The sequence below is a fragment of the Bradyrhizobium sp. 41S5 genome, assembly GCF_011516665.3.
GTDB lineage: Bacteria > Pseudomonadota > Alphaproteobacteria > Rhizobiales > Xanthobacteraceae > Bradyrhizobium > Bradyrhizobium quebecense.
The window spans coordinates 3,833,238-3,857,544 of the sequence record NZ_CP083721.1 but is presented as its reverse complement, the minus strand read 5'-3'; the positions used below and the strand labels follow the sequence as shown (position 1 = coordinate 3,857,544).

The following is a 24,307-nucleotide window of genomic DNA, read 5'->3' as shown; positions in this document are numbered from 1 at the left end:
GGCCCGATGGATTGCTTCGCTCCCGCTCGCAATGACGCGGCCGAGCATCCAGCATCAGGCGATCGTCTATCGCCGCCTGGGACGCGCGCGCCCACGGCTGTTCCCGCGCGACAGCCAGCCGCCGCGCGAGGTGTGGCCGGCCGGGCGGCTCAGGCTCGACGATCTCGTGGCCATCGCCGACGCCGCGGCGCGCGGCATGGGGCTGGCGTGGCTGCCCTCCTGGCTGGTACGCGACCGCCTCGACAGCGGCACGCTGGTCCGCGTTCTCGGCAATGAAGGGGAACTTCCCTACGATTGCCACGCGCTGTGGCTGCCGACGCCGCGACTGCCGCTGAAGGTCCGGCTTGCTGTGGACGCGCTCGCAGCTGCGCTGCCGAAGCTCGTGGCGTAGCGCGCGAACGCATTGTGCCGCGACGGCCGTCGTGAGCGTTAACTCACCCTCCACCATGCCGGGAGGCTCGCGGCGGTAACCATAAGGCTTAACAGCGCGTCAACGCTCCCCCAACAAGTCTAACTGTTTCTGATGGGGGAGGACGACCCGTGGACGCATTTGCATTCGAATTCATGGGACTGGCGATGATCGCGCTGTGTCTCGTCGTGCTGGCGATGCCTGCGGCGCGCCGGCCGTCGAAGAACATGGGCTACGAGTGAGGCGCCGGAATCGGAACTGGCACCCGCCACGTCATGCGCGCGTTCTCTACCGGGTGAGGCCAGGATGACCTCGAATGTCATCCTCGTCTCCACCGTCGTTTCGGTGGTTACCCTCAGGGATGATCTTGTATCGGCCCGATAATTTTGGCGCGATAATACCGCGCCTGGGCGTCATCGAATGGCGATATGCTTGCCCTGATGCGTCCTGGCGCGGGACGCAAGTCAGGGAATTGACGCTTGAACGACACCGACGTCCAGCAGCCCCACACACCGCCCTCCACCGCGAGCTCAGCGCACTCGCCGCTCGAGGTGCTGTTCATTTTCCTCAAGCTCGGCGTGACCTGCTTCGGCGGCCCGATCGCGCATATCGGCTATTTCCGCGACGAGTTCGTCACCCGCAGGCGCTGGCTTGACGAGCAGGCCTACGCGGATCTGGTCGCGCTCTGCCAATTCCTGCCTGGCCCTGCGAGCAGCCAGGTCGGCTTTTCGCTCGGCCTGATGCGCGCTGGCTATCTCGGCGCCCTGGCGGCCTGGACCGGCTTCACGCTGCCGTCGGCGATCGCGCTGGTGCTGTTCGCCTTCGGCGCCGGCGGATTGAGCGGCCCGGCCGGCGCAGGGCTGGTGCACGGCCTCAAGCTGGTCGCGGTGGCGATCGTCGCCCAGGCGGTCTGGGGCATGGCGCGCTCGCTCTGTCCGGACCGCGAGCGCGCATCGATCGCGACGGTCGCGGCACTCGTCATCCTCACGAGCTCCTCGTCGATCGCGCAGATCGGCGCCATCGTTCTCGGCGCTATCGCCGGGCTTTGGTTCTGCCGGGCACCGCAACCGGCCAACGGTGTCACCCACATCGCGATGCCGGTGTCGCGCCGCGTTGGCGTGGCAGCGCTGATCCTGTTCCTTGCCCTGCTGGCCGGACTGCCACTCCTGGCCCGCGCATGGCCCGGCCTCGGGCTGTTCGAAGCCTTCTACCGCTCCGGCGCGCTGGTGTTCGGCGGCGGCCACGTCGTGCTGCCGCTGCTGCGCGAAGCGGTGGTGACGCCGGGCTGGATCGGCGACGACGCGTTCCTGACCGGCTACGGCGCCGCGCAGGCCGTGCCGGGCCCGCTGTTCACCTTCGCCGCCTATCTCGGCGCCGTGATCGGCGGCGTACCGGGCGCGGTCACAGGCCTCCTCGGCATCTTCATTCCGGGAATTCTCATCCTGCTCGCGGCGCTACCGTTCTGGGATGGCTTCCGCAAACGGCCGGCGGCGCAGGCGATGATGCGCGGTGTCAACGCCGCCGTGGTCGGCATCCTCGGTGCCGCGCTCTACAATCCGGTCTGGACCAGCAGCGTGCAGCGTCCGCTTGATTTCGGCATCGCGCTGGCCGGCTTCGTCCTGCTCACGGCATGGCGCGCGCCACCGCTCATGGTGGTCGTCCTCAGCGCGGCTGCCGGCATCGCCACGGGCCCCCTGCAATCGTGACCAGCCGCCCGGGCGTTCGGCCGGCCGGATTAAGAACGCCTTCATGCCTCGCCGCCATGATTGGGCGCGTATGCCGAGCCTACCCAAACAACCGGATCCGACCCGGGTTCCCGTGCTGGACCTCCTGCGGCTCGCCGCTGTCGGGGCCGTGATCCTGTACCATTACGGCTTCTGGGGCACCGCATCGCACGGCGTTCAAAAGGTGGCGATGCCGTACCTCGCCCCGGTCGCCCAGTACGGCTTCCTCGGCGTCCCCGTGTTCTTCGCGATCTCTGGCTTCGTCATCGCCTATTCGGCCGAAGGCCGCACGCCGGTCGGATTTGCGATCGCCCGCTTCAGCCGGATCTATCCGACCTTCGTCATCTGCATGACGCTGACCTTCCTCACCACGCTGCTGTTGGGCCAGGCGTATTTCCACGTGACGTGGGGGCAATGGCTGGCAAACCTGTTCATCGCGGCGCCGATGCTCGGTCAGCCCTATATGGACGACGCCTACTGGTCGCTGGTGATCGAGGTCGTGTTCTACGTCTGGGTCGCGCTGTTTCTGGCCTGGGGTATTTTCCCGCGGCGGATCGACACCATCATCGTGGCATGGATCGCCATCACCTTCGCGAACGAACTGACGCTGGACGTTCCGCTGCTCGAGAAGCTGTTCATGGCCGACGACAGCGGCTTCTTCGCCGTCGGGCTGCTGATCTATGAACACTACCGCGGACGGCGCGACACCAGGCTCTACAGCCTGCTGACGCTGGCGATGGGCACTGCGACGTTCCAGGCCGTGCACAAGCTGGAACGGCTCGGCGTCCACACCCATGGCAGCTTCGATCCGCGCGTCGTCACCGTGATCTGCATCGTCTCGCTCGGCATCGTGTTCGCCGCCACCCGCATCAAGTCGGTGCCGCTGCCGGACAGCGTCGTCAGGGCCGTGGGCGGCATCACCTATCCGCTCTACCTGCTGCACCTGCAACTCGGCTACGTGCTTCTGCTCCTGATCGCGCCAGCACCGGACGCGCTTTCGACCGCGCTTGTTGTGTCGGGCATGGTTGTGCTGGCATGGTTCGTCTGGCGCTTCCTCGAAAGTCCCGCGCATTACCTCGTCAAGGACAAGCTCACGATGCTGGCTTCGCGGCACGGATGGCCGTCGCGCCTCGGCCGCGCCGGCAATGCCTTGCTCACGGACGGTTGATCCGGGCCGATTTGTTGGAACGTTGCTATCAGCCGATCGTTGATCGCCATCTCACCGGAGTCTTTCACAGTCCGGCAGAGCTCTCCCAGGAGCAAGGAGACTCAACATGGCAAGTACGACAGATCGTGATCCGCGCCATCATACGCAGAAGATGCAGAAGGCGCTCAACGACATCCGCGCCCACCTGCGCGAAGACATTGAGAAAGTGGATGAACCGCAGTTAAAGGCTAGGTTTGAAACATCTGCAGAGGTTCTTGGCGGTCTTGAGAAGGCATTCAAGGCCTACGAACAGAGGAACGAAAAAGCCTGGCGTTGACGGGCTCCGACGATTACCGGACAGTCCGCGCCTCTGCAGCAGGAGTGCCATCATGGAAGTCGTCATGCCAAGCAAGCGTCGCCTGCTTCTGCTCGGAGGAGCGCTGGCGACCGTTGCGGCGCCCGCCGTTCTCGTCAGGCCGGCCTTCGCCAAAAGGAAAGAAAGCCACGACAAGCTGAAGGCTGCAGGGAAAAAGGAAGAGGATGTCACTCCGCCCGAAGACTTGATGCGCGAGCACGGCGTACTCGATCGCGTTCTCCTGCTCTACGAAGCGGCAATCCGAAAGCTATCGTCGAACGAAGACTTCAACCCCGCATTGGTCACCCAGTCGGCCGGGATCATTCGCGATTTCATCAACGACTATCACGAGAAATCGGAGGAGGAGCATGTCTTCCCGCGCTTCAAGAAGGCCGGGAAGATGACGGAATTGGTCGACACTTTGCTGCGCCAGCACGCAGCCGGCCGCAAGGTCACGGAGACGATCCTGCGGCTCGCGCCGTCAGGTCGGAGCAATGTCGACGATCGCCGGCAGCTGATCGGCTCCATGCAATCCTTCATCACGATGTACCGGCCGCATGCGGCGCGGGAGGACACCGATCTCTTCCCGAAACTGAAGGACGTGGTCTCGCCGCACGAGTACGACGCAATGGGTGAGGACTTCGAGAAGAAGGAGCACGAGCTGTTCGGCGAGGACGGCTTCGAGAAGATGGCGGCCCGCGTCGCTCAACTGGAGCAGCAGATGGGCATCCACGATCTCGATCAATTCACGCCGCGGTGACGCCGCTGCGAGCCTCCAGTCGCTGAGATCAATTGCTACCTTCGCAGCTCACCGCTGCGACCAGCGATTGTTCGCCCAGCCAGCGCAGAACACCGCATCGGCGCCGCTGGGGATGGTCTGCGCGAACCACCGGTCGACATCCGGCGAGCTTTGCGTCGTCGGCTCATCGCGATACCGAAGCTGGCCATAGGCACCCCGCATCGCCATCGTCCCTCTCTCGATGGTCTGACGAGGGTACAGGGTTGCAGCCAGGTTGACACAAAGCTCGTCGAGATCGCTCGCATGTGTACCGGCCGGTATAGCCGGCACCACGCTTCGGCATTGCGCGCGACCCAATACGTAGATGACAGGATTTCTCGTCCGCCAGCACAGGCAGAATTCCGCCGGCGCCACCGGGTCACCGAACTCCGCCGTCATTGCGGTATCGAACATCCGCTTGAAAAAGCCGTTGCCACGATACGTGTCCCTGACTGCGGTGCCTGAAAGATAGATCACCCGCGTGCCAGCAACGGCCAGGCGCTGAACGATGAGGTAAGCCACGCATTCACCGCTGTGGTGGAACAGGACAATGCCATGGTCGGCTTTGAACGGAGAGTGCTGGCGAGACCAGAATCTTTCCTCTGTCAACCAGTTCGTTTCGATGATGCTGTTGATGTCCTCCAGCACTGCATCGCGGCGATGTTCCGGGACGCTCGAGGCGATTTGAAGCAGCTCGCTGGTAACAGCCCTGGGCTGCGTCGCGATCACGGTAGCGGCCTCCTCTTTCAGAAACTCGACTTCAGATTGCCTTTACACAGTATTGCACCCATTATCTTCCTGGCAAGCTGGCCTGAGAGAGTTCGGCACTCCGGCCGCCCCAAATCGCTAATCACTGAGTTGCCCGACGGGGCAAGCCCCAGCACGAAAGATACTTCGGTTCGGTTTATCAGCACACCCAACTCAGTGTACGGTCTGCCCTGTCTCGCCCGATCAAGGGGCGCTTCACGGTCGTCACAAAGGTGGGTCGAGATGCGGTGGACGCTGATTGCGCAACTGACGAGTGCGTATGAGGCGGACGGTGAAGTCGTGTGGTCCTGACGCCCTGGTGGCATATGGGTCCCCTGGCCTTGCCAGGACGACGGATGGATTCGTGGTGCAACCGGGCCGGAAACGCCCGCGAATCGCGCCCAATCAATTCAAAAATGCCCTGTCCCTCACCCCGCGCAGGGCCAAAATCCCTGCAAGACCCTTGACATAGCTGCCCTTTCGGCAGAACGCGTGGTGTCAAGCCGTCATGGACTGTTCATGGATCTGATTAGCACGACCCCCGACCTCGCCGCCGCCTGCGACCGGCTCGCCAAACACAAGGTCATCACCGTCGACACCGAGTTCCTGCGGGAGACGACCTACTATCCCCTGCTCTGCGTCGTGCAGATGGCTAGCGCGGATGAAGCCGTCGTGGTCGACACGCTGGCGCCCGGCATCGACCTCAAGCCGTTCTTCGATCTGATGTCGAACGAGGCCGTGCTGAAGGTGTTTCATGCCGCGCGGCAGGACATCGAAATCGTCTGGCACCTCTCCGGCACGATCCCGCATCCGATCTTCGATACCCAGGTCGCGGCCATGGTGCTCGGCTATGGCGACAGCATCGCCTATGACCAGCTGGTCGATCGCGTCACCGGCCACCGCCCGGACAAGACCCATCGCTTCACCGACTGGTCGCGCCGCCCGCTGACCGAGGAGCAACTGCATTACGCCGTCTCGGACGTCACCCATCTGCGCGAGGTGTTCGCGGCGCTCGACGCCGACTTGAAGAAGCGCGACCGCAGCGACTGGGTGAGCGAGGAAATGGAGATCCTGACCTCGCCGAAGACCTACGACTTCCATCCCGAGCGCGCCTGGGAGCGGCTCAAGACCCGCGTGCGCAAGCCGCGCGAACTCGCGGTGCTGATCGAGGTCGCGGCCTGGCGCGAGCAGGAGGCGCAGAGCCGCGACGTGCCGCGCTCGCGCGTGCTCAAGGACGACGCGGTCGGCGACATCGCCACCCATGCGCCGACCTCGCTGGAGAAGCTCGGCAATCTGCGTTCGCTGCCGAAGGGTTTCGAGCGCTCGAAATGGGGCGCCGACATCATCGCCGCGGTGCAGCGCGGGCTCGCGCGCGACCAGGCCACGCTCCCCAAGCTGGAAAAGCCGAGAAACAATTCCAACGGTGCGGCGACCGTCGAGCTGTTGAAGGTGCTGCTGCGCATGACCTCGGAGCGCCACGGCGTCGCCAGCAAGGTGATCGCCACCGTCGACGACCTCGAACAGATCGCGGCCAGCGATGAGGCCGAAGTCGGCGCCCTGCACGGCTGGCGGCGCGAACTGTTCGGCGAGGCTGCACTCAAGCTCAAGCACGGCCAGCTCGCGCTTGCGATCGACAAAGGCCGCGTGGTGCGGGTGGATCGGGGTTAGCAAACCAGGTTCCGGCACGTCCGGCCGTCGGCCAATGGCCGAACGCTCGGCGCCGGAGTTCGACCGGCACAGGCTGAGGTTGCGTCACGCGAAACCAGCGCGCTTGCTAAGGCGCAATTTTCGTGTTGCAATCCCTTCACAATCGGATTGCGGCCGTTCGACTGTGCGTTTCACGACGTTGATAGCCAAGTCTTCAAAGAACTGGGCTTCGAGAGGCGAAACTTCGGACTTGAAGACCTTGGATATAGAGACCCGGGAATTGAACAGACAGCGGAAAGCCCGCTTGTGGCGTGGCACGTGGAAAACGTGGCCGCGTCTTTTTTATGTCTAGACTGGGAGAGAGACGATGCCGAAGGGTACCGTCAAATGGTTCAACCCGACCAAAGGTTACGGGTTCATCAAGCCGGCCGTCGGCGACAAGGACGTGTTCGTTCACATCTCGGCGGTCGAACGCGCAGGTCTCAGCACATTGAACGAGAACCAGACCGTCGAGTACGAGCTGGTGGAGAACCGCGGCAAGGCGTCGGCAGAGAACCTCAAGGTTCACTGAACGCCGCTGCTAGCGGAATTCATCCGGACGCCTCCCCCGGCCGCATCACCCGGGGGATTGGTCTCGGCGATCTCTTGTGCAATTGCGCGCTAAGGCGCCGGCGCGATCAGCGTGCTGTCGGTTGCCACGCTGCCTTGCGTCCTGCAGACGTCGCCTTCGAGCTTGAGCCGGCCGCTCGCCAGAAGCCGCAGCGCCTCCGGATAGATGCGATGCTCGATGGTGATCACGCGTGCGGCGAGCGTCTCCGGCGTGTCGTCGTCGGCCACGGTGACCGCACCCTGCATCACAATCGGTCCCGCGTCGGTCTCCGGGATTACGAAATGCACCGTCGCGCCGGACAGCTTGACCCCCGCACGCAAGGCTTGGCCGTGCGGATCGAGGCCCGGAAAGCAGGGCAGCAGCGAGGGATGGATGTTGAGCATCCGCCCGTACCAGTGCCGGACGAATTCGGCCGTAAACAGCCGCATGAAGCCGCCGAGGCAGATCAGCTCGACCTGCTTGTCGTCGAGCGCCCGCTGCAGCGCCGCCTCGAAACCGGCGCGGTCCTTGCCGAACGGCTTGCTTTCGATGACGAGGGTCGGAATGCCGCTCGCGGCCGCCTTCTCGAGCCCGGGAGCATTAGGACGATTGGAGATCACGGCGACGATCTCGGCCGGAAAATCCGCAGCCTTCGCAGCTTCGATCAGCGCGGCCATGTTGGAGCCGCGGCCGGAAATCAGGATGGCTGTGCGGCGCTTCATCGCGAGAGATCGAGATGACCGTGATAGACCACCCGATGCTCTTGCTCATGCGCCCCCTTGGCCTCGATCACTTCACCGAGCAGCGTCACGGTCTCGCCGCCGGCAGTGAAGGCCTCGGTCACCGCATCGACCGCCTCACGCTTGACGATCGCGATCATGCCGATGCCGCAGTTGAAGGTGCGCAGCAGCTCGAGCTCGGCGATGCCGCCCTGCTCGGCCAGCCATTTGAACACCGGCAGCACCGGCAGCCGCGCCAGATCGATGCCGACGCCGAGATGCTTCGGCAGTACGCGCGGAATGTTGTCGGTGAAGCCGCCGCCGGTGATGTGGGCGAGCCCCTTCACCGCGCCGGTCTCGCGGATCGCACGCAGGCAGGATTTCACATAGAGCCTGGTCGGCGTCAGCAGCGCCGCGCCGAGCGTCATGACCGGCGCGAACGGCGCCGGCGCGTCATACGCCACGCCGGACTGCTCGACGATCTTGCGCACCAGCGAATAGCCGTTGGAGTGCACGCCGGAGGACGCCAGGCCGATCACGGCGTCGCCCGGCGCGATATCCCCCGTCGGCAGCAGGGTGCCGCGCTCGGCCGCGCCGACCGCAAAGCCGCCGAGGTCGTAATCGCCGTCCTTGTAGAGGCCGGGCATCTCGGCGGTCTCGCCGCCGATCAGCGCGCAGCCGGAGTCGCGGCAGCCCTCGGCGATGCCAGCGACGATCTGCGCGGTGGCTTCCGGATGGAGCTTGCCGCAGGCGAAATAGTCGAGGAAGAACAGCGGTTCCGCACCCTGCACGACGAGGTCATTGACCGACATCGCGACCAAATCGATGCCGATGCCGCTGTGGAGGCCGGTCTCGATCGCGATCTTCAGCTTGGTGCCAACGCCATCGGTCGCAGCCACCAGGACCGGATCCTTGAAGCCGGCGGCCTTGAGGTCGAACAGCCCGCCGAATCCGCCGATCTCGGCATCCGCGCCGGGCCGTGCGGTGGCTCGCACCATCGGCTTGATCAGATCGACCAGACGATTGCCGGCGTCGATATCGACACCCGAATCCGCGTAAGTGAGCCCGTTTTTGCGCTCGGTCATGCCCAATTCCAGATGATAAGGGGCTGGTTACGAGGAATTCCGCCCCCGCGCAATGGCTCGCGGCGATGCGGCCGCGATACTATGTAGATAACACCCGGCCACCGCGCAAAAGAGCCGGATATCGAGTAAAATCAGGCTTCTAGCCGGGAAGCGATTCAAGTTGAGCATTCCGAATATCATCACCCTCGGCCGCATCATCCTGGTGCCGGTGATCGTCTGGGCCATCGTCTCGAGCCAGATGGAGATCGCGTTTGCGATCTTCGTGATCGCCGGCGTCTCGGACGCGGTCGACGGTTTCCTCGCCAAGCGCTTCAACATGGCGAGCGAGCTCGGCGCCCTGCTCGACCCGCTCGCCGACAAGGCGCTGCTGGTGTCGATCTATGTCGCGCTCGGAATCTGGGGCGCGGTGCCGCGCTGGATCGTGATTCTCGTAGTGTCGCGCGACATCATGATCGTCTCCGCCGTGATTGTGTCATGGTTGTTCGACAAGCCGGTCGAGATGAAGCCGTTGATGGTGTCGAAGCTGAACACGGTGGCACAGGTCGCGTTCGCGGCCCTGGTGCTGGCCTCGCTCGGTTTCGGGTTTCAGCCGCACCCCTACGACCTGATCCTGATGGGCCTGGTCACGATCTTTACTTTGGGTTCGGTGTCCCTCTATCTCGTGGAGTGGGTGCGGCACATGAGCACGATCGAGGCTCGGTAGCGCACGATCCCGAAAAGTGGAAACCGGCTTTCCCGCGACAAACGCGAAGCGTTTGCGCTGGGATCATGCTAGAATAATATGGTTTGGAGACTTGCGTGGCCGGTAGCGTTCAACCTCGTCAATTGGCTTTGGCCCTGCCGCACGAGGAGAAGCTGACCCGCGACGATTTCCTAGAGGGGCCCGCCAATGAGGCGGCGCTGGCGCTGATCGACGGCTGGCCGGACTGGCCGAACCGAATCATGCTGCTGGTGGGGCCCGAAGGCTCCGGCAAGAGCCACCTCGCCGCGATCTGGGCCGAGATCGCCGGCGCGCGCTCGACCGCGGCGCATGCCCTGACCGCCGACACGGTGCCGATGGCGCTTGCGACCGGCGCGCTGGTGGTCGAGGACCTGAGGCCGTCGGATTTCGACGAGCGCGCGATGTTCCATCTGATGAATCTCGCCCGCCAGGACGATGCCTTCGTCCTGATCACGGCGCGCGTGCCGCCGTCGGCGTTCGAGATCGAGCTGCGCGATCTGCGGTCGCGGCTTCGCGCCGTGCCGACGGTGACGTTGCTGCCGCCCGACGGCGGGCTGTTCCGCGGCCTGATCGTCAAGTTCTGCGCCGACCGCCAGATGAGCGTGGACGAGCCGCTCGTCAGCTACCTGACCAACCGGATCGAGCGCTCCTATACCGCCGTCCGCCAGGCGGTCGAACTGCTCGACACCGAGGCGCTCCGGCTGGGCCGGCCGGTGACCCGGGCGCTGGCCGCCGAGCTGTTGCGCGATGCCTGAGCAGTCCCGCGGCTTGACGGCGTAGGCCGGCGGAACATCAATGTCATCGAAACGTCATCGCAATATCACATGGTCTGCGTGGCCCTCGGCTAGACCGCGCCAGCCCCCTGCCCGGAATTGGACCAGCACTTGATGGACTCGGCACAAGCTCCTGAAATCAAAGAGAAAGAGGCGGAGCTTCCGCCCGTCCCCGCGATCGCGACCAGCCCCGAGAGATTCATCAACCGGGAGCTGTCCTGGCTGCACTTCAACCGCCGGGTGCTCGAGGAATCGGTCAATCTCGGCCATCCCCTGCTGGAGCGCGTCCGCTTCCTGTCGATCTCGGCGAATAACCTCGACGAGTTCTTCATGGTCCGCGTCGCCGGCATCAAGGCCCAGGTCCGCGAGGGCATTGCCGAGCGCAGCCCGGACGGCCTGTTGCCGGCCGAGCAGCTCGTGATGATCAACAAGACCGTGTCGCAGCTCGCCTCCGACCAGCAGGCGATCTGGAGCGACCTGCGCGAGCTCCTGTCCAGGGTTGGCATCCAGCTGGTCGACGGGCGCGACGTCACCAAGTCCGAACGCACCTGGATCGAGGATCACTTCCTCCACAACATCTTCCCGCTGCTGACGCCGCTTGCGATCGACCCGGCGCATCCGTTCCCGTTCATCCCGAACCTCGGCTTCACGGTCGCGCTGCAATTGTCGCGGATCTCCGACGGTAAGGCGATGAACGCGCTGATCCGCATGCCCGGCAAGATCGACCGCTTCATCCGCATCCCCTCGACCAAGGAAGGCGCGCCGGCGCGGCTGATCACGCTCGAGCAGGCCACCGGTCTGTTCATCGGCCGCCTGTTCCCCGGCTACACCGTCAAGGGCCAGGGCGCGTTCCGCATCATCAGGGACTCCGAACTCGAAATCGAGGAAGAGGCCGAAGACCTCGTTCGCCTGTTCGAGACCGCGCTCAAGCGCCGCCGGCGCGGGTCGGTGATCCGGCTCGAGATCGAGGCCACGATGCCCGAAGAGCTGCGCGTCTTCGTGCAGCACGCATTGTCGGCCGCGGACGATGAAGTGATCCTGGTCGACGGCGTGCTCGCGATGAACGAGCTGTCGCAGCTCACCCGCCTCAATCGCCCCGACCTCGAATTCCCGCCCTACGTGCCGCGCCATCCCGAACGCGTGCGGGACCATGGCGGCGATATCTTCGCCGCGATCCGGCAGAAGGATCTCGTGGTCCATCATCCCTACGAATCCTTCGACGTCGTCGTGCAGTTCCTGCAGCAGGCGGCGCGCGATCCCGACGTGGTCGCGATCAAGCAGACGCTCTATCGCACGTCGAACAACTCGCCGATCGTGCGCGCGCTGGCGGATGCCGCCGAAGCCGGCAAGTCGGTGACCGCCCTGATCGAACTGAAGGCGCGCTTCGACGAGGAGGCCAATATCCGCTGGGCGCGCGATCTCGAACGCGCTGGCGTGCAGGTCGTCTACGGCTTCATCGAGCTGAAGACCCACGCCAAGCTGTCGATGGTGGTGCGCCGCGAGGGCGGCAATCTCACGACCTATGTGCACACCGGCACCGGCAACTATCATCCGGTCACCGCCCGCATCTACACCGACGTCTCCTACTTTACGTCGGACCCGATCATCGGCCGCGACGTCGCGCGGGTGTTCAACTACATCACCGGTTATGCCGAGCCGAGCGACATCGAGAAGATGGCGGTGTCGCCGCTGACATTGCGCAAGCGGATCATCGAGCACATCCATGGCGAGATCGCTCACGTCAAACATGGCCGGACCGGCGCGATCTGGATGAAGATGAACGCGCTGGTCGATCCTGACATCATCGACGCGCTGTATGAGGCCTCGCAGGCCGGCGTCTCGATCGAGCTCGTGGTGCGTGGCATCTGCTGCCTGCGGCCGGGGCTGCCGGGATTGTCGGAAAATATTCGCGTCAAATCGGTGATCGGCCGGTTCCTGGAACACGGCCGAATCTATTGCTTCGGCATGGGCCAGGGCCTGCCGAGCGCAAAAGCTGCTGTGTATATCTCGTCCGCCGACATGATGCCGCGGAACCTCGACCGTCGCGTCGAGGTTCTCTGTCCGCTGCAAAATCCTACGGTGCATCAGCAGGTTCTCGAACAGATCATGGTCGCGAACCTGAAGGACACCGAGCAGAGCTGGCAATTGTTGCCGGATGGGTCGTCAACGCGTATGAAGGCCGCGAAAGGCGAAGAGCCCTTCAATCTGCATGACTATTTCATGACAAATCCGAGTCTGTCCGGCCGTGGTAAGTCTCTCAAGGAATCTTCACCGCGCCGTCTCACGCGTCGCAACGAGCGTCAGCAGCCATCGTCTTAAGGGGGCCTTACGGTGAAGCGGCCGCGGAAGCGCGCTTCCAGCGTCGCTGTGATCGATATCGGCTCGAACTCGGTTCGTCTCGTGGTTTACGAGGCGATGGCGCGCAGCCTCATCACCATCTTCAACGAGAAGGCGCTGTGCGGGCTCGGACGCGAGGTGCAGAGTACCGGCCTGCTCGCAACCGATGCGGTCAACAAGGCGCTCACCGCGCTGCGCCGTTTTCGCGCGCTGTGCCGGATCCAGCAGGTCGGCCGCGTCCACGCGATCGCGACAGCGGCCTGCCGCGACGCCAAGAACGGCCCGGACTTCATCGCCAAGGCCGAGCGCATCTGCGGTGCCAAGATCGAGATTCTGACCGGACCGCGTGAAGCGAAGCTGTCGGCGCTCGGCGTCGTCTCGGGCGTGCACAATCCGAACGGCATCGTCGGCGACCTCGGCGGCGGCTCGCTCGAACTGATCGACGTCAAGGGCAACCGCGTGCGCAGCGGCGTGACGCTGCCGCTCGGCAGCCTTGCGCTGCAGGACCTCTCGAACAGATCGCTCAAGCGCGCCGAACGCATCGTCAAGAACGAAGTGCTCGGCGTCGCCCAGCTCAAGACCGGCCGTGGCCGTACCTTCTACGCGGTCGGCGGCACCTGGCGCGCGCTGGCGCGCATCCACATCATCCAGAGCGGCTACCCACTCAAGGTGATGCACGGCTATTCCATTCCGGCAGCGGACGCACTCGACTTCGCGCAGCGGCTGCGGCGGCTGGCGGCGACCAACATGCTGGCCAATATCGAATCCGTCGCAGATGCGCGGCGGCCGCTATTGGCCTACGCCGCGCTCGTGCTCGAATACATCATCCGCGTCGCCCAGCCGAAGACCATCGTATTCTCGACCTTCGGCGTGCGCGAGGGTCTGCTCTACGAGATGCTGCCGCAGGCCGAGCGCGCCAAGGACGGCTTGGTCTGCGCCGCGCAGAACCTCAACGAATTGCTGTCGCGCTCGGCCCGCCACGCCCAGGAGCTGACCGCCTGGACCGACCGGCTGGTGCGGGTCGTCAGGCTCCGCGAGACCGAGGAAGACCGCAGGCTGCGTCACGTCGCCTGCCTGCTCTCCGATATCGGCTGGCGGGTGCATCCCGATCATCGCGGCGAGGAAACCCTCAGCCTGATCATGAACGGCAATTTCGGCTCGATCACGCATCAGGGCCGCGCCTTCGTCGCGCTGTCGGTGTTCTATCGCTACGCCGGCCTCAGCGAGGAGAACGAGCCGCCGCCGCAGATCCGCGCGCTGGTGACGCCGGCGATGGACGAGCGCGCGCGCGTGCTCGGCGCCGCGTTCCGCGTCGCGCATCTGATCACGGCGGCACGCACCGGCGTGCTGCCGGCAACGCATTTCCGCACCCAGGGCCGCAAGCTGATGCTGGTGTTCGAGCACCGGATGGTGGATCTGGTCGCCGATCGCGTCGGCAGCCGTTTCAAGCAATTGGCGCGGCTGCTCGGACGTGCCGGCTCGATCGTCCGGCGCTAAGCCTGCTTCTATCACAGGCAGCGTTCGGTAAACCGGTGAACCGAAACGAGGACTTCGCCTTCCGTAACACGCAGAGACGAGCTTCGCCGGACGTATGCCGTAGCCCATCCGCAACAGCTCGACCTAAAGTGCGCCTTGTATCAAGCGACTTGGGTGCCCGTCAGTCCGGCGATTTTCTTGAAATGAGCGACCGCAGCGCGGGCGCCCGCCGTCTTGGTGAGAAGGTCGAGCGTCTCATCGCCGTCGTCGCTGACCGGCGTGAGCGCGCGGTCAAGATAGCTGCCGGCCCGCGGGGTGTAGGCGATGACCGTTTTCCATATCAACAACCGTCCGATCGCCACGGTGAGGACGCTGTGCTTCACGAGCGTCTCGCAACCAAAACGCAGCCAGAACAGCCACGGATTCTCGCGCGGCAAGCCTGATCGCCGCTCGGACGGATGCTTGAGGCGGAAAATCCCACCCTGAAGGGGATGTACCTTTTCGAGGCGATCCGTCGTCGAAAAAGTAAGTAGGTACTTTGCGAGATTGCCGATCGGAACACCGGTGGCCGCGGCGCGTCGCAGCAGAACCTTCATGTGCTTCGGCGTATAATAGAGTTGCCAGGCCTCGTGATAGATGTCCTGCCACTCTTTCTTGCTCATCTTGGGATGTGCCGTACAGACGTGTTCGACATCGTAGCTGTTGAGGTCCGCTTCCATGGCTGTGCCGTTCTTCCAGAGCGTCTGGTGATCTTCAGAGCCGGGCAGCGGCGTCAGACAAAAGAACTCGAGAAGGTCGATCGGCAGTTCTTCCTGGATGATAGCGATGTCGCGTTTGATTGTTTCCGGCGTGTCGGCTGGAAAGCCCAGGATATAGCCCGCGATGGTCAGGATGCCCTGCTCCTTCCAGGCCAGCAGCATCTTTCGATACTCGGTGATCTTGTTCTGCCGCTTCTTTGCTAGCGCCAGGTTGTCGGGGTTGATGTTTTCAAGTCCAATGAAGACCTTTGTCACTCCGGCGCGCTTTGCCTTTTCGATGAAGTTCGGGATCTTGTGGCATAACGTGTCGACTTGAATCATCAGGCCAAGCGGGATGCCGTCTCTTTCGCGGAGCTGGATAAGGCGATCGAAGGTCGATTCCCACTCTTTGTTACGCGCAAAGTTATCGTCGGTGATGAAGAATTTTCGAATGCCTTGGGCCCAGTTGAGGCGCACGATATGCTCCACATCGTCTGCCGATCGGTAGCGCGATTTGCGGCCTTGCACGTTGATAATGGTACAAAACGAGCACTGGTAGGGGCAGCCGCGGCCGGCATCGAAACTGGCGCTGGAGCCAAGCGTCCGTTCGATATATCGCTTCGGGAGGAACGGCACCGGCACGCCGTCCATGCCCGGCAACTCTTTCATGTGGTTGTAGAGCGGCGCGAGGCGCCCCGCGGCTACATCGGCAATGACGGATTCAAGACGCCCTTCGGCTTCACCCGCGAATATGGCGACGCCCATGTCCCGGCAAGCGTCGAGTTCGACGGCCCGGCCATCCAGCATCGACAGGCATCCCGAGACATGAAAACCACCGATGGCTACCGCAATCCCGGCTGCCCGGAACGAACGGGCGATGTCGAGAGCCCGCGGATATTGGTTCGATTGAACACCGATCAGGGCCACACATCCGAACCCGTCGTGGATCCTGAAGCGGCATAGCAGCGCCGGGATGTCGATGCGCGTATTCGTCTCGTCGATGGCTTCAATATCAAAATCGACATCGGGCCCGAGCACCCGGCGTTCGGCGCAATCCGCCGCAATGCCATACACGGCCGCCAGGGAATTCGACGGCGTCATGGCGCGCCACCAGCGGATCACGTATCCGTCATCATCGTAGTGAGACGGCTTGACCAGGATGAGCTGAAAGCGTCGCCTCGCCGCTATATCGGAATGCAGCACTGACCGTCTCCTGATTGGCGCGGTGCGATAAACACCGCGGCGGCTCATCTGCTGAAATCCGCATCAGCAGCGGCGCTCGCCGTTCGGTGCCTTCTGATCGATGCGTTCAGCTTTCAATTCGCCTTGCAGCCCGACCGATTGGTATGAATTCGGATGGAACGAGATGCCCGTCGCGGTTGCGATCGGTTAGGGTAAACAGCCGTCCAAGGTAACACTTTCACTCATCGCAGGTGTGGATGAGGTCATGATTGGCGGCCCGGATGTCGGGTGATCGTCTAATGCCGAGGCGTCGCCTCGAGCCGCACGAACGGACTACCCAAAAGCTTCGCATGGAGTTCGGGCGGAATCAAGGACAGATCGGATATCAGAGATCTGCAGTTACAAATCAAGGATCTGGCAACGCCAAGGGTCTGCCCCATCTGCGGCTTGAGTTCTTCTATGGGCAGTCTATCCCTCAAACCAAGCGGCCTTGTACCGGGCGACGTCGAGGACCGGACCAAGCGATCGCTCGAGGGCCTCTGACCCGTCACGCCGCCTTGGCAGCGTGCTTGGCTTTCCGGAGCGCGTAACGACGCCAGATCGATCCGATGACCAGCACCACGACGATGCCGAGCACGGCGAGCGTGATCTCGCCGCCGTTGCCGCCATGGGCGAATTGCGGCGACATGCCGACCGAGGTCAGCCAGGAATCGACCCTGGCACCGAGCGGTCCGGCGAACAGCGCATCCAGCCTGGGATGCACGGCCGGATCTGTCGCGATGACGTCGCCCGCGATCCAGCCGAGCAGTGCGGCGCCGGCCCAGACCAGGATCGGCAGCTTGGAGAGCAGCGCCATGATCAGCGCCGCGCCGGCAACGATCAGGGGAACGCTGATCGCAAGTCCGAGCACCAGCAGCGGCACGCTGCCATTGGCGGCGGCGGCGACCGCGATCACATTGTCGAGGCTCATCACGATGTCGGCGACGACAACGATCTGAACCGCGGCCCAGAGATGCGAGGCCGCGTGCACATCGTCCTCGTCCTCCTGCTCCGGCACCAGGAGCTTGGCGGCGATCACGATCAGCGCCAGTCCGCCGACCAGCTTCAGATATGGAAGCTCCATCAGACTGGCGACGATGCCGGTGAAGATGACACGCAGCAGCACTGCCGCGGCGGCGCCGAGAATCATGCCCCACAGGCGCTGGCGCGGCGCGAGTCCGCGGCAGGCCAGCGCGATAACGAGCGCGTTGTCGCCCGACAGCAGGACGTTGATCCAGATGATCTTGCCGACGGCGACCCAGAAGGTCGGGGTCGCCATCTCGTTCTTGAACTCGGTGAAGAACGCGCCGATGTACGCCGGATCAAAGATCTGCCACAGCCAGTCCACAGCGAGTCCTATTCGGCCTTGCGGCCGCCCCTGGCGGCGGTGGTCCGCCGCTCCCAGTTCATGTCGACACGGTCTCCCCCAGAGACCGCGTCACTTTCAGTTGTGCGGCGTCAGCCGACGATCTCGTTGCCGGCGAAGAACTGCGCGATCTCGACCACCGCAGTCTCCGGCGCATCCGAACCGTGCACCGAATTCTCGCCGATCGACTTCGCATAGAGCTTGCGGATGGTGCCTTCGGCGGCCTTCGACGGATCGGTCGCACCCATCACGTCGCGATACTTCAGGATGGCGCCCTCGCCTTCCAGCACCTGGACCACCACGGGGCCGGAGGTCATGAAGTCGACCAGTTCGCCGAAGAACGGGCGCGCCTTGTGGACGGCATAGAAGGTTTCGGCCTGGCCGCGGGTCATGCGGATGCGCTTCTGCGCCACGATCCGCAGGCCGGCCTTCTCGATCACCGCATTGACTGCGCCGGTCAGGTTGCGCTCGGTGGCGTCGGGCTTGATGATCGAAAAGGTGCGTTCAATCGCCATGATTTCGTCCTTGTAAACGGTGGCTGGGAGTTGCCGGGGCTTATATCGGCGCGATGGAGTAACGGCAAGCGACCCTGTGACGCGTTAGCCTTTAGTTTTGATGGATTTTCACGACAGAAACCGTCATCCGGGCGATCTCCAGACGGTGACAGGCTCGACCAACTTACCGCGATTTCACCTAGGTGAACCCATTCTGACAGCACTGTGCCGCTGCCGTTCAGCTGCAGCCGCCTAGACTCTGCACCGATCGGACGCCTTGCTGGCCCCCTAATCCGCAAGCCTCACAGGACGTCTCGGGAAACGATGTCACCGCGGGCGCGTCATGCGCGCCCATAGCTCGAGGAGACGATCATGTTACGCAAATTATCGCTCGCTGCCGTTGCCGCAATTTCGCTCGGTGCCGCCGCGCTCGCCCCGACCTCCGCCTCGGCCTGGGGTGGTTGGCATGGCGGCTGGCACGGTGGATGGCATCACGGCTGGTGGGGCGGCCCGCGCGTCATCGTCGGAGGTCCGGCCTACTACGGCGGCTATGGATACGGCTACGGTGGCGGTTGCTACGTGCGCCGCGTCGTGCCGACCCCGTGGGGTCCGCGCTGGCGCCTGGTCAATCGCTGCTATTGATCCATCTGTTCTGTCGACTGCTCCCCTGACTTGCCTTCGCCCCGGCCTTGCGCCGGGGCCCTTTTGTGCCCGCCAGGGAACCCGGTCGCAGGATGCGCCACACTACCTCAAGGCGAGAGTAAGGCGCAGTGGAAACCAAATTCGGGGGTCGCGACTTGTCATGGCAAGGACTTACGAGACACGCGAGGTGGAACTCGCCAAGAGATATGCCAAGAGCCATGACGATGACAATGACCCAGACCGAGAACGATCCCGATCAGATTGATCGCAAGACCTGCCGTTACATCTGCGATGCCGTGGGTGAACGGCTCCAGCAAAGCATGCGGCCAGAACCCGCACTTTCGTCCCGCCTGCAGCAGCTCCTCGAGGAGCTGCATCGCCGGGACAACGAGCGCCACTAGATGTTATGGGCTGACCAGCAGCCCAATTGCGTTTTTGAAACAGCCGTCCGGAGAGATTTTGCAGACAGACGGGTTGCGTTTGGCAGCGGGTCCGGTGACAACGCTGCATGCTCTCCATCACTGACATTTCAGTCCGGATCGCCGGGCGGCTGTTGATTGATCACAGTTCTGTGCAAATCGTGCCCGGCGCACGCGTCGGATTTGTCGGCCGTAACGGTGTCGGCAAGTCGACGCTGTTTCATGCCATCCGGGGCGAACTCCCGACCGAGAGCGGCAGCATCGCGCTTCCGCCGCGCTGGCGGATCGGCAGCCTTGCGCAGGAAGCACCCGACGGGCCCGAAAGCCTTATCAACGTCGTGCTGAAGGCCGACCTCGAGCGCGACGCCCTGCTGCGCGAAGCCGAAACCGCGCACGACCCGCATCGGATCGCCGAGATCCAGACCCGGCTGGTCGACATCGACGCCCACTCCGCCCCGGCCCGCGCCGCGGCGATCCTCTCCGGCCTCGGCTTCTCGACATCAGACCAGGCACGGCCGTGCGCGGAATTCTCCGGCGGCTGGCGCATGCGCGTGGCGCTGGCGGCGACGCTGTTCTCCGCGCCCGATCTCCTGCTGCTGGACGAGCCGACCAACTATCTCGATCTCGAGGGCACGTTGTGGCTCGAGAACCACCTCGCCAACTACCCGCGCACGGTGATCGTGATCAGCCACGACCGCGATCTGCTGGACACCTCGGTCGATCAGATCCTGCACCTCGATCGCGGCAAGCTCACGCTCTACAAGGGCACCTACTCCTCATTCGAGGAACAGCGCGCCGCGCGCGAACTGCTCGACGCCAAGCACGCCAAGCGGCAGGCCGATGAGCGCAAGCGCCTGCAGGACTTCGTCGACCGCTTCAAGGCCAAGGCGTCCAAGGCGCGGCAGGCGCAGTCGCGCGTCAAGATGCTGGAGCGGATGAAGCCGATCACCGCGCTGGTGACCCAGGACGTTCGCGAGATCTCCTTTCCGGCACCGGAGAAGCTGCTGTCGCCGCCGATCATCGCGGTCGACGACGTCTCGGTCGGCTACGAGCCGGGCAAGCCGGTGCTCAATCGCGTGACGCTGCGCATCGATACCGACGACCGCATCGCGCTGCTGGGGGCCAACGGCAACGGCAAGTCGACGCTGGTCAAGCTGCTGGCAGGCAAGCTCGCGCCGTTCGCGGGCAGGATCACGCGGGCGGACAAACTGTCGGTCGGCTATTTCGCCCAGCACCAGGTCGACGAGCTCAACCTCGACGGCTCGCCCTACGATCACATCCGCAAGCTGATGCCCGAGGCGCCGGAGAGCAAGGTGCGCGGCCGCGTCGGCGCGATCGGCTTCTCGGGCAAGGCCGGCGACACGCTGGTGAAGAGCCTGTCGGGCGGCGAGAAGGCGCGGCTGCTGCTTGGGCTTGCGACGTTCTACGCCCCCAACATGATCATCCTGGACGAGCCGACCAACCATCTCGACATCGACAGCCGCGCGGCGCTGGCGGAGGCGATCAACGAATTCCCCGGCGCCATCATGATGGTCTCGCACGATCGTTATCTGATCGAGGCCTGCGCCGATCGCCTGTGGGTCGTGGCCAACCAGACCGTGACGGCATATGACGGCGATCTCGACGAATATCGACGCATGATCCTGTCGGCCAATGACGGACGGACCGTGTCGCGTGAGCGCGTCAAGGAGCCGGCAAAGCCGGAACGTGCTCGCAATGAGAAGCGCGCTTCACCGAGGCAGCGGGTCGCGCAGGCGGAGAGCGAGATCGAGCGCATCAACGGCATCATCGCCAAGATCGATACCGCGCTCGCGCTGCCCGATATTTTCACGCGCGATCCCAAGCAGGCCGCACAGCTGACCAAGGCGCGCGCCGGCGCCGAGAGCGCACTGCAACGCGCCGAGGAGGAATGGCTGGAAGCCAGCGCCGAGCTCGACGAAGCCGCGAACTAGATTTGATCTGCCGGACGGAGCCACATATTCGGTGTCGTCCCTGCTTTCGCAGGGACGACGTGTGGAGGGAGACTGGGCTCTCATTCCATCCGGTGTCATGCGCGCGCATGCAGGGATCGAGCTGTCGCTGCGGCGAAAATGCCCTAACCGTGCGCGGTCTTTCTCTTCTTCGGCTTCGCGGCCTTCGGCTCCGGCGCAGGATCCGGGCCGCGCTCGACCGACGTCAGGCGTCCCGAGGAGAACGTATAGATACCGGCGCGCGCGCCGCGCGACCAGGTCACGACCGCGACGCGTCCGCCGCCCGGCCCGCTGGACAGGTTGACGCTGTCGGGGGCGCCGATGCCGCGCACGACATCGCATTCAGTGTGGCCGAGTGCGACACTGCCGCCGGTCGGCTGCGGCGGTGGCGCACCGCCAGCCTGCGCGTTCGCGTCAGTGGCACCCGCTGGCGGCGCCATGCCGGGACAGCTTCCGTCGGCACTGACGAGATCGTCGTTGGTCACCGGTTTGTCCGGCGTGAGCGGCGGCGATTCGATCGAGATGTTGCGGATGAACACCCGTCCAGGGCGAGAGAACCAATCCGCGTCACGCGAAAAGATGTCGGACGCGCTCGAGCAGCCGGCAAGGCCCGGCGCAAGGACCAGCAACGCCAGCAGCGACTTCCGACTGAATGTTCCGTCTCGCACGATCGACAAGGCTCCTAACCCCTCTACCTAAGGGCTTGTCCGAACATCACTTTGCGGCATGACCGTGACCCGCCCGAGGAAACGTCGAATTATCATTAATTCATCGATATCGCTATTGGCGCCGCTGCCAGCGTCCCCGCTCGTCGGTCTGCCAATAGGTGACCTCGAAGCCGCGTGCCTTACAAGCGGTCCAGCTCTCCCTCGCCGAAGCCACCGCGTCGGGGTCGTCGCCGTTGAACACGAGGACCAGGCGCTCGTAGCTGTCGCAGTCGGCAGGAAGCGCCGCGTTGTCGACCAGGAACCGGACATTGGCCCGATTCGGATTGCCCTCCTCGATCGACAGGATGATCGGCTGGTCCTGGGCGTCGGCGACCCGCGAGCTCGCATGCGGCAGGAATGAATCGTCGCTGTAGGTCCACAAATGCGCGTCGAGCGTCTCGGCGCGCTCCTGCGAGGTCGATTGCACGACCACCCGCCAGCCGCGCTCGAGCGACTTCTCGAGCAGCGGCGGCAGCACGCTTTCCAGCGTCACGTTCTGCAGATGGTAGAACAGAACCTCGGTCATGCGCCGGCCGACACTCTATTATTTCTTGGCTTCATAATACTCGGAGACGAGCCGCTCGAGCAGCCGGACACCGTAACCTGAGCCCCAGCTCTGATTGATCTCGGTCTTCGGCGCGCCCATCGCGGTGCCGGCGATATCGAGATGGGCCCAGGGCGTGCCGTCGACGAAGCGCTGCAGGAATTGCGCGGCCGTGATCGAGCCGCCATTGCGCCCGCCGGTGTTCTTCATGTCGGCGAATTGCGAGTCGATCTGCTTGTCGTATTCGGGACCGAGCGGCATGCGCCACACCTTCTCGCCGGTCTGAAGGCCGACCTTGGCGAGGCGCTCGGCGAGTTCGTCATTGTTGGAGAACAGGCCGGCGTGATCGGTGCCGAGCGCGACCATGATCGCGCCGGTGAGCGTCGCGAGATCGACCATGAATTTCGGCTTGCACTTCTTGGCGACGTACCAGAGCACGTCGGCGAGCACGAGGCGCCCCTCCGCGTCGGTGTTGATGATTTCGATGGTCTGGCCGGACATCGAGGTAACGATGTCGCCAGGGCGCTGCGCATTGCCGTCGGGCATGTTCTCGACGAGGCCGATGGCACCGACCGCGTTGACGCGGGCCTTGCGCGCCGCGAGCGCGTGCATCAGCCCGACCACGCAGGCCGCACCGCCCATGTCACCCTTCATATCCTCCATGCCGCCGGCCGACTTGATGGAGATACCGCCGGTGTCGAAGCAGACGCCCTTGCCGACGAAGGCGACCGGCGCCTCGCTCTTCTTGCCGCCGTTCCAGCGCATGATCACGGTGCGGCTGGGCCGTACCGAGCCCTGCCCGACGCCGAGCAGCGCGCCCATGCCGAGCTTGGTCATCGCCTTGACGTCGAGGACCTCGACGGTGACGCCGAGCTTGCGCAGCTGGCTGGCGCGGCGCGCGAACTCTTCGGGGTACAGCACGTTCGGCGGCTCGTTGACGAGCTCACGCGCCAGGTTCACGCCGTCGACGATGGACGATTCGGGCGCAAACGCCTTCCTGGCAGAAGCGACGTCCTCGACCGCGATCGAGACGTCGGCGCGTACGGTGCCGTCCTCGCCGTCCTTCTTCTTGGTCTTGTAGCGGTCGAACTTGTAGGCGCGCAGCCGGATGCCGGTCGCGATCGTCGCCGCCTGGCCGGCTGTCATTGCCTCATCTGGCAGTTCCGCGAGGACGGTCATCGCGCCGCTGCCGGCGTTGAGCTTGCCCGCTACCACGCCGCCGAACTTGAGCAGATCCTTCTCCTTGAGGTCGGCCGCCTTGCCGGTGCCGATCACGATCAGCCGGTCGACCTTGATTCCCTCCGGGGCCAGGATGTCCAGCGCCGCCCCGCTCTTGCCCTTGAACTGGTTGGCGGCAGCGGCCCGCTTGACGGTCTCGGCGGCAGCTCCCAGCGCCTTCCGGGTGGCGGCTCCCAGCTTCAATTGCTCGTCGCAAAAGGCGACCAGAATGCCGCGGGCGGACGCGGAGAGCGGAACGAAGCCGACCTTGACGGCGTCGGACATAGGAAAATCCTCCAGAACTCAGGGTGTTGCTCGTGCCTGAGGCGGCCCTTCCGGCACGCGGCGGTGAGCATTGCGATGGCGGTCCGGGGCGACCCGGGCCGGGCTTGTGGCACACTATGACCTGTCGGCTGCGCCGCTGCCAAGCGCCGGAGTGGCCGGAAGGCCACAAAAGCGATTAATTAACCATAAATTAAGCG

At 64.2% G+C, this 24,307-nt stretch carries 22 protein-coding genes and 1 pseudogene; 14 read left to right on the top strand and 9 right to left on the bottom strand.

The features are described 5' to 3' along the window. Positions 1 to 52 precede the first annotated feature (52 nt). The 5 genes and pseudogenes from HAP47_RS18300 to HAP47_RS18280 all read left to right on the top strand — a co-directional run. Positions 53 to 391, top strand: a pseudogene (locus HAP47_RS18300) (LysR substrate-binding domain-containing protein); the annotation flags it as partial. A 497-nt stretch (positions 392 to 888) separates the two neighbouring features. Next, on the top strand, positions 889 to 2,115 hold the full coding sequence (gene chrA, locus HAP47_RS18295) for a chromate efflux transporter (protein ID WP_210285403.1): 1,227 nt from the start codon (positions 889 to 891) through the stop codon (positions 2,113 to 2,115). Between the two features lie 112 nt (positions 2,116 to 2,227). Next, complete coding sequence (locus HAP47_RS18290; RefSeq protein WP_173643222.1) at positions 2,228 to 3,301, top strand: acyltransferase family protein; 1,074 nt, start codon at positions 2,228 to 2,230, stop codon at positions 3,299 to 3,301. Positions 3,302 to 3,407: 106 nt separating this feature from the next. Beyond that, the gene (locus tag HAP47_RS18285; RefSeq protein ID WP_173643221.1) at positions 3,408 to 3,617 is read left to right on the top strand and encodes a hypothetical protein; all 210 of its coding nucleotides are present in this window, start codon (positions 3,408 to 3,410) and stop codon (positions 3,615 to 3,617) included. A gap of 64 nt (positions 3,618 to 3,681) precedes the next feature. After that, on the top strand, positions 3,682 to 4,395 hold the full coding sequence (locus tag HAP47_RS18280) for a hemerythrin domain-containing protein (protein WP_231168923.1): 714 nt from the start codon (positions 3,682 to 3,684) through the stop codon (positions 4,393 to 4,395). A gap of 48 nt (positions 4,396 to 4,443) precedes the next feature. On the opposite strand, the gene HAP47_RS18275 is transcribed toward HAP47_RS18280, so the two are convergent. Next, entirely contained in the window at positions 4,444 to 5,142 is a 699-nt protein-coding gene (locus HAP47_RS18275; RefSeq protein ID WP_173643219.1) for a hypothetical protein, read from the bottom strand. A 537-nt stretch (positions 5,143 to 5,679) separates the two neighbouring features. Here HAP47_RS18275 and rnd point away from each other — a divergent pair. Together rnd and HAP47_RS18265 are read left to right on the top strand one after the other, a co-directional pair. After that, the gene (gene rnd / locus HAP47_RS18270) at positions 5,680 to 6,828 is read left to right on the top strand and encodes a ribonuclease D (RefSeq protein WP_173643218.1); all 1,149 of its coding nucleotides are present in this window, start codon (positions 5,680 to 5,682) and stop codon (positions 6,826 to 6,828) included. 346 nt (positions 6,829 to 7,174) lie between these two features. After that, entirely contained in the window at positions 7,175 to 7,378 is a 204-nt protein-coding gene (locus tag HAP47_RS18265; protein ID WP_021079877.1) for a cold-shock protein, read from the top strand. A gap of 89 nt (positions 7,379 to 7,467) precedes the next feature. Here HAP47_RS18265 and purN read toward each other — a convergent pair whose 3' ends face one another. Continuing rightward, positions 7,468 to 8,118, bottom strand: coding sequence for a phosphoribosylglycinamide formyltransferase (purN, locus tag HAP47_RS18260; RefSeq protein WP_173643217.1), 651 nt, complete (start codon positions 8,116 to 8,118; stop codon positions 7,468 to 7,470). Then, positions 8,115 to 9,200, bottom strand: coding sequence for a phosphoribosylformylglycinamidine cyclo-ligase (gene purM, locus HAP47_RS18255; protein ID WP_173643216.1), 1,086 nt, complete (start codon positions 9,198 to 9,200; stop codon positions 8,115 to 8,117). Before purM ends, purN begins: the two co-directional genes overlap by 4 nt. A 160-nt stretch (positions 9,201 to 9,360) precedes the next feature. Between purM and HAP47_RS18250 the strand changes: the two genes are divergently transcribed. The 4 genes from HAP47_RS18250 to ppx all read left to right on the top strand — a co-directional run bounded on the left by HAP47_RS18250 (position 9,361) and on the right by ppx (position 14,528). Continuing rightward, entirely contained in the window at positions 9,361 to 9,903 is a 543-nt protein-coding gene (locus HAP47_RS18250) for a CDP-alcohol phosphatidyltransferase family protein (protein ID WP_092113493.1), read from the top strand. A 95-nt stretch (positions 9,904 to 9,998) separates the two neighbouring features. Beyond that, on the top strand, positions 9,999 to 10,676 hold the full coding sequence (locus HAP47_RS18245) for a chromosomal replication initiator DnaA (protein WP_173643215.1): 678 nt from the start codon (positions 9,999 to 10,001) through the stop codon (positions 10,674 to 10,676). A 132-nt stretch (positions 10,677 to 10,808) separates the two neighbouring features. Then, entirely contained in the window at positions 10,809 to 13,013 is a 2,205-nt protein-coding gene (locus tag HAP47_RS18240) for an RNA degradosome polyphosphate kinase (protein ID WP_173643214.1), read from the top strand. A 12-nt stretch (positions 13,014 to 13,025) separates the two neighbouring features. Further along, on the top strand, positions 13,026 to 14,528 hold the full coding sequence (gene ppx / locus HAP47_RS18235; protein ID WP_173643213.1) for an exopolyphosphatase: 1,503 nt from the start codon (positions 13,026 to 13,028) through the stop codon (positions 14,526 to 14,528). 140 nt (positions 14,529 to 14,668) lie between these two features. Here the strand turns inward: ppx and HAP47_RS18230 are convergent, their stop codons facing one another. The 3 genes from HAP47_RS18230 to ndk form a co-directional block, all read right to left on the bottom strand. Beyond that, complete coding sequence (locus tag HAP47_RS18230; RefSeq protein ID WP_231168922.1) at positions 14,669 to 16,447, bottom strand: B12-binding domain-containing radical SAM protein; 1,779 nt, start codon at positions 16,445 to 16,447, stop codon at positions 14,669 to 14,671. Positions 16,448 to 16,973: 526 nt separating this feature from the next. After that, the gene (locus HAP47_RS18225; RefSeq protein WP_173643211.1) at positions 16,974 to 17,813 is read right to left on the bottom strand and encodes a TerC family protein; all 840 of its coding nucleotides are present in this window, start codon (positions 17,811 to 17,813) and stop codon (positions 16,974 to 16,976) included. 110 nt (positions 17,814 to 17,923) lie between these two features. After that, positions 17,924 to 18,346, bottom strand: coding sequence for a nucleoside-diphosphate kinase (gene ndk / locus HAP47_RS18220; RefSeq protein ID WP_139482959.1), 423 nt, complete (start codon positions 18,344 to 18,346; stop codon positions 17,924 to 17,926). Between the two features lie 351 nt (positions 18,347 to 18,697). On the opposite strand from ndk, the gene HAP47_RS18215 reads away from it, so the two are divergent. From HAP47_RS18215 to HAP47_RS18205, 3 genes are all read left to right on the top strand, one after another. Then, on the top strand, positions 18,698 to 18,967 hold the full coding sequence (locus HAP47_RS18215) for a sulfur globule protein precursor (RefSeq protein ID WP_173643210.1): 270 nt from the start codon (positions 18,698 to 18,700) through the stop codon (positions 18,965 to 18,967). Between the two features lie 230 nt (positions 18,968 to 19,197). Next, positions 19,198 to 19,368, top strand: coding sequence for a hypothetical protein (locus HAP47_RS18210; protein ID WP_173643209.1), 171 nt, complete (start codon positions 19,198 to 19,200; stop codon positions 19,366 to 19,368). Between the two features lie 107 nt (positions 19,369 to 19,475). After that, a complete protein-coding gene (locus tag HAP47_RS18205) occupies positions 19,476 to 21,338 on the top strand; it encodes an ABC-F family ATP-binding cassette domain-containing protein (RefSeq protein WP_176396310.1) in 1,863 nt (620 codons plus the stop codon). Between the two features lie 143 nt (positions 21,339 to 21,481). Here the strand turns inward: HAP47_RS18205 and HAP47_RS18200 are convergent, their stop codons facing one another. The 3 genes from HAP47_RS18200 to HAP47_RS18190 form a co-directional block, all read right to left on the bottom strand. Further along, the gene (locus tag HAP47_RS18200; RefSeq protein WP_173643208.1) at positions 21,482 to 22,033 is read right to left on the bottom strand and encodes a hypothetical protein; all 552 of its coding nucleotides are present in this window, start codon (positions 22,031 to 22,033) and stop codon (positions 21,482 to 21,484) included. Between the two features lie 103 nt (positions 22,034 to 22,136). After that, on the bottom strand, positions 22,137 to 22,589 hold the full coding sequence (locus tag HAP47_RS18195) for a DNA polymerase III subunit chi (protein WP_173643207.1): 453 nt from the start codon (positions 22,587 to 22,589) through the stop codon (positions 22,137 to 22,139). A gap of 18 nt (positions 22,590 to 22,607) precedes the next feature. Next, positions 22,608 to 24,110, bottom strand: a complete 1,503-nt coding sequence (locus HAP47_RS18190) for a leucyl aminopeptidase (protein ID WP_173643206.1) — start codon at positions 24,108 to 24,110, stop codon at positions 22,608 to 22,610. Between the last annotated feature and the right edge of the window lie 197 nt (positions 24,111 to 24,307).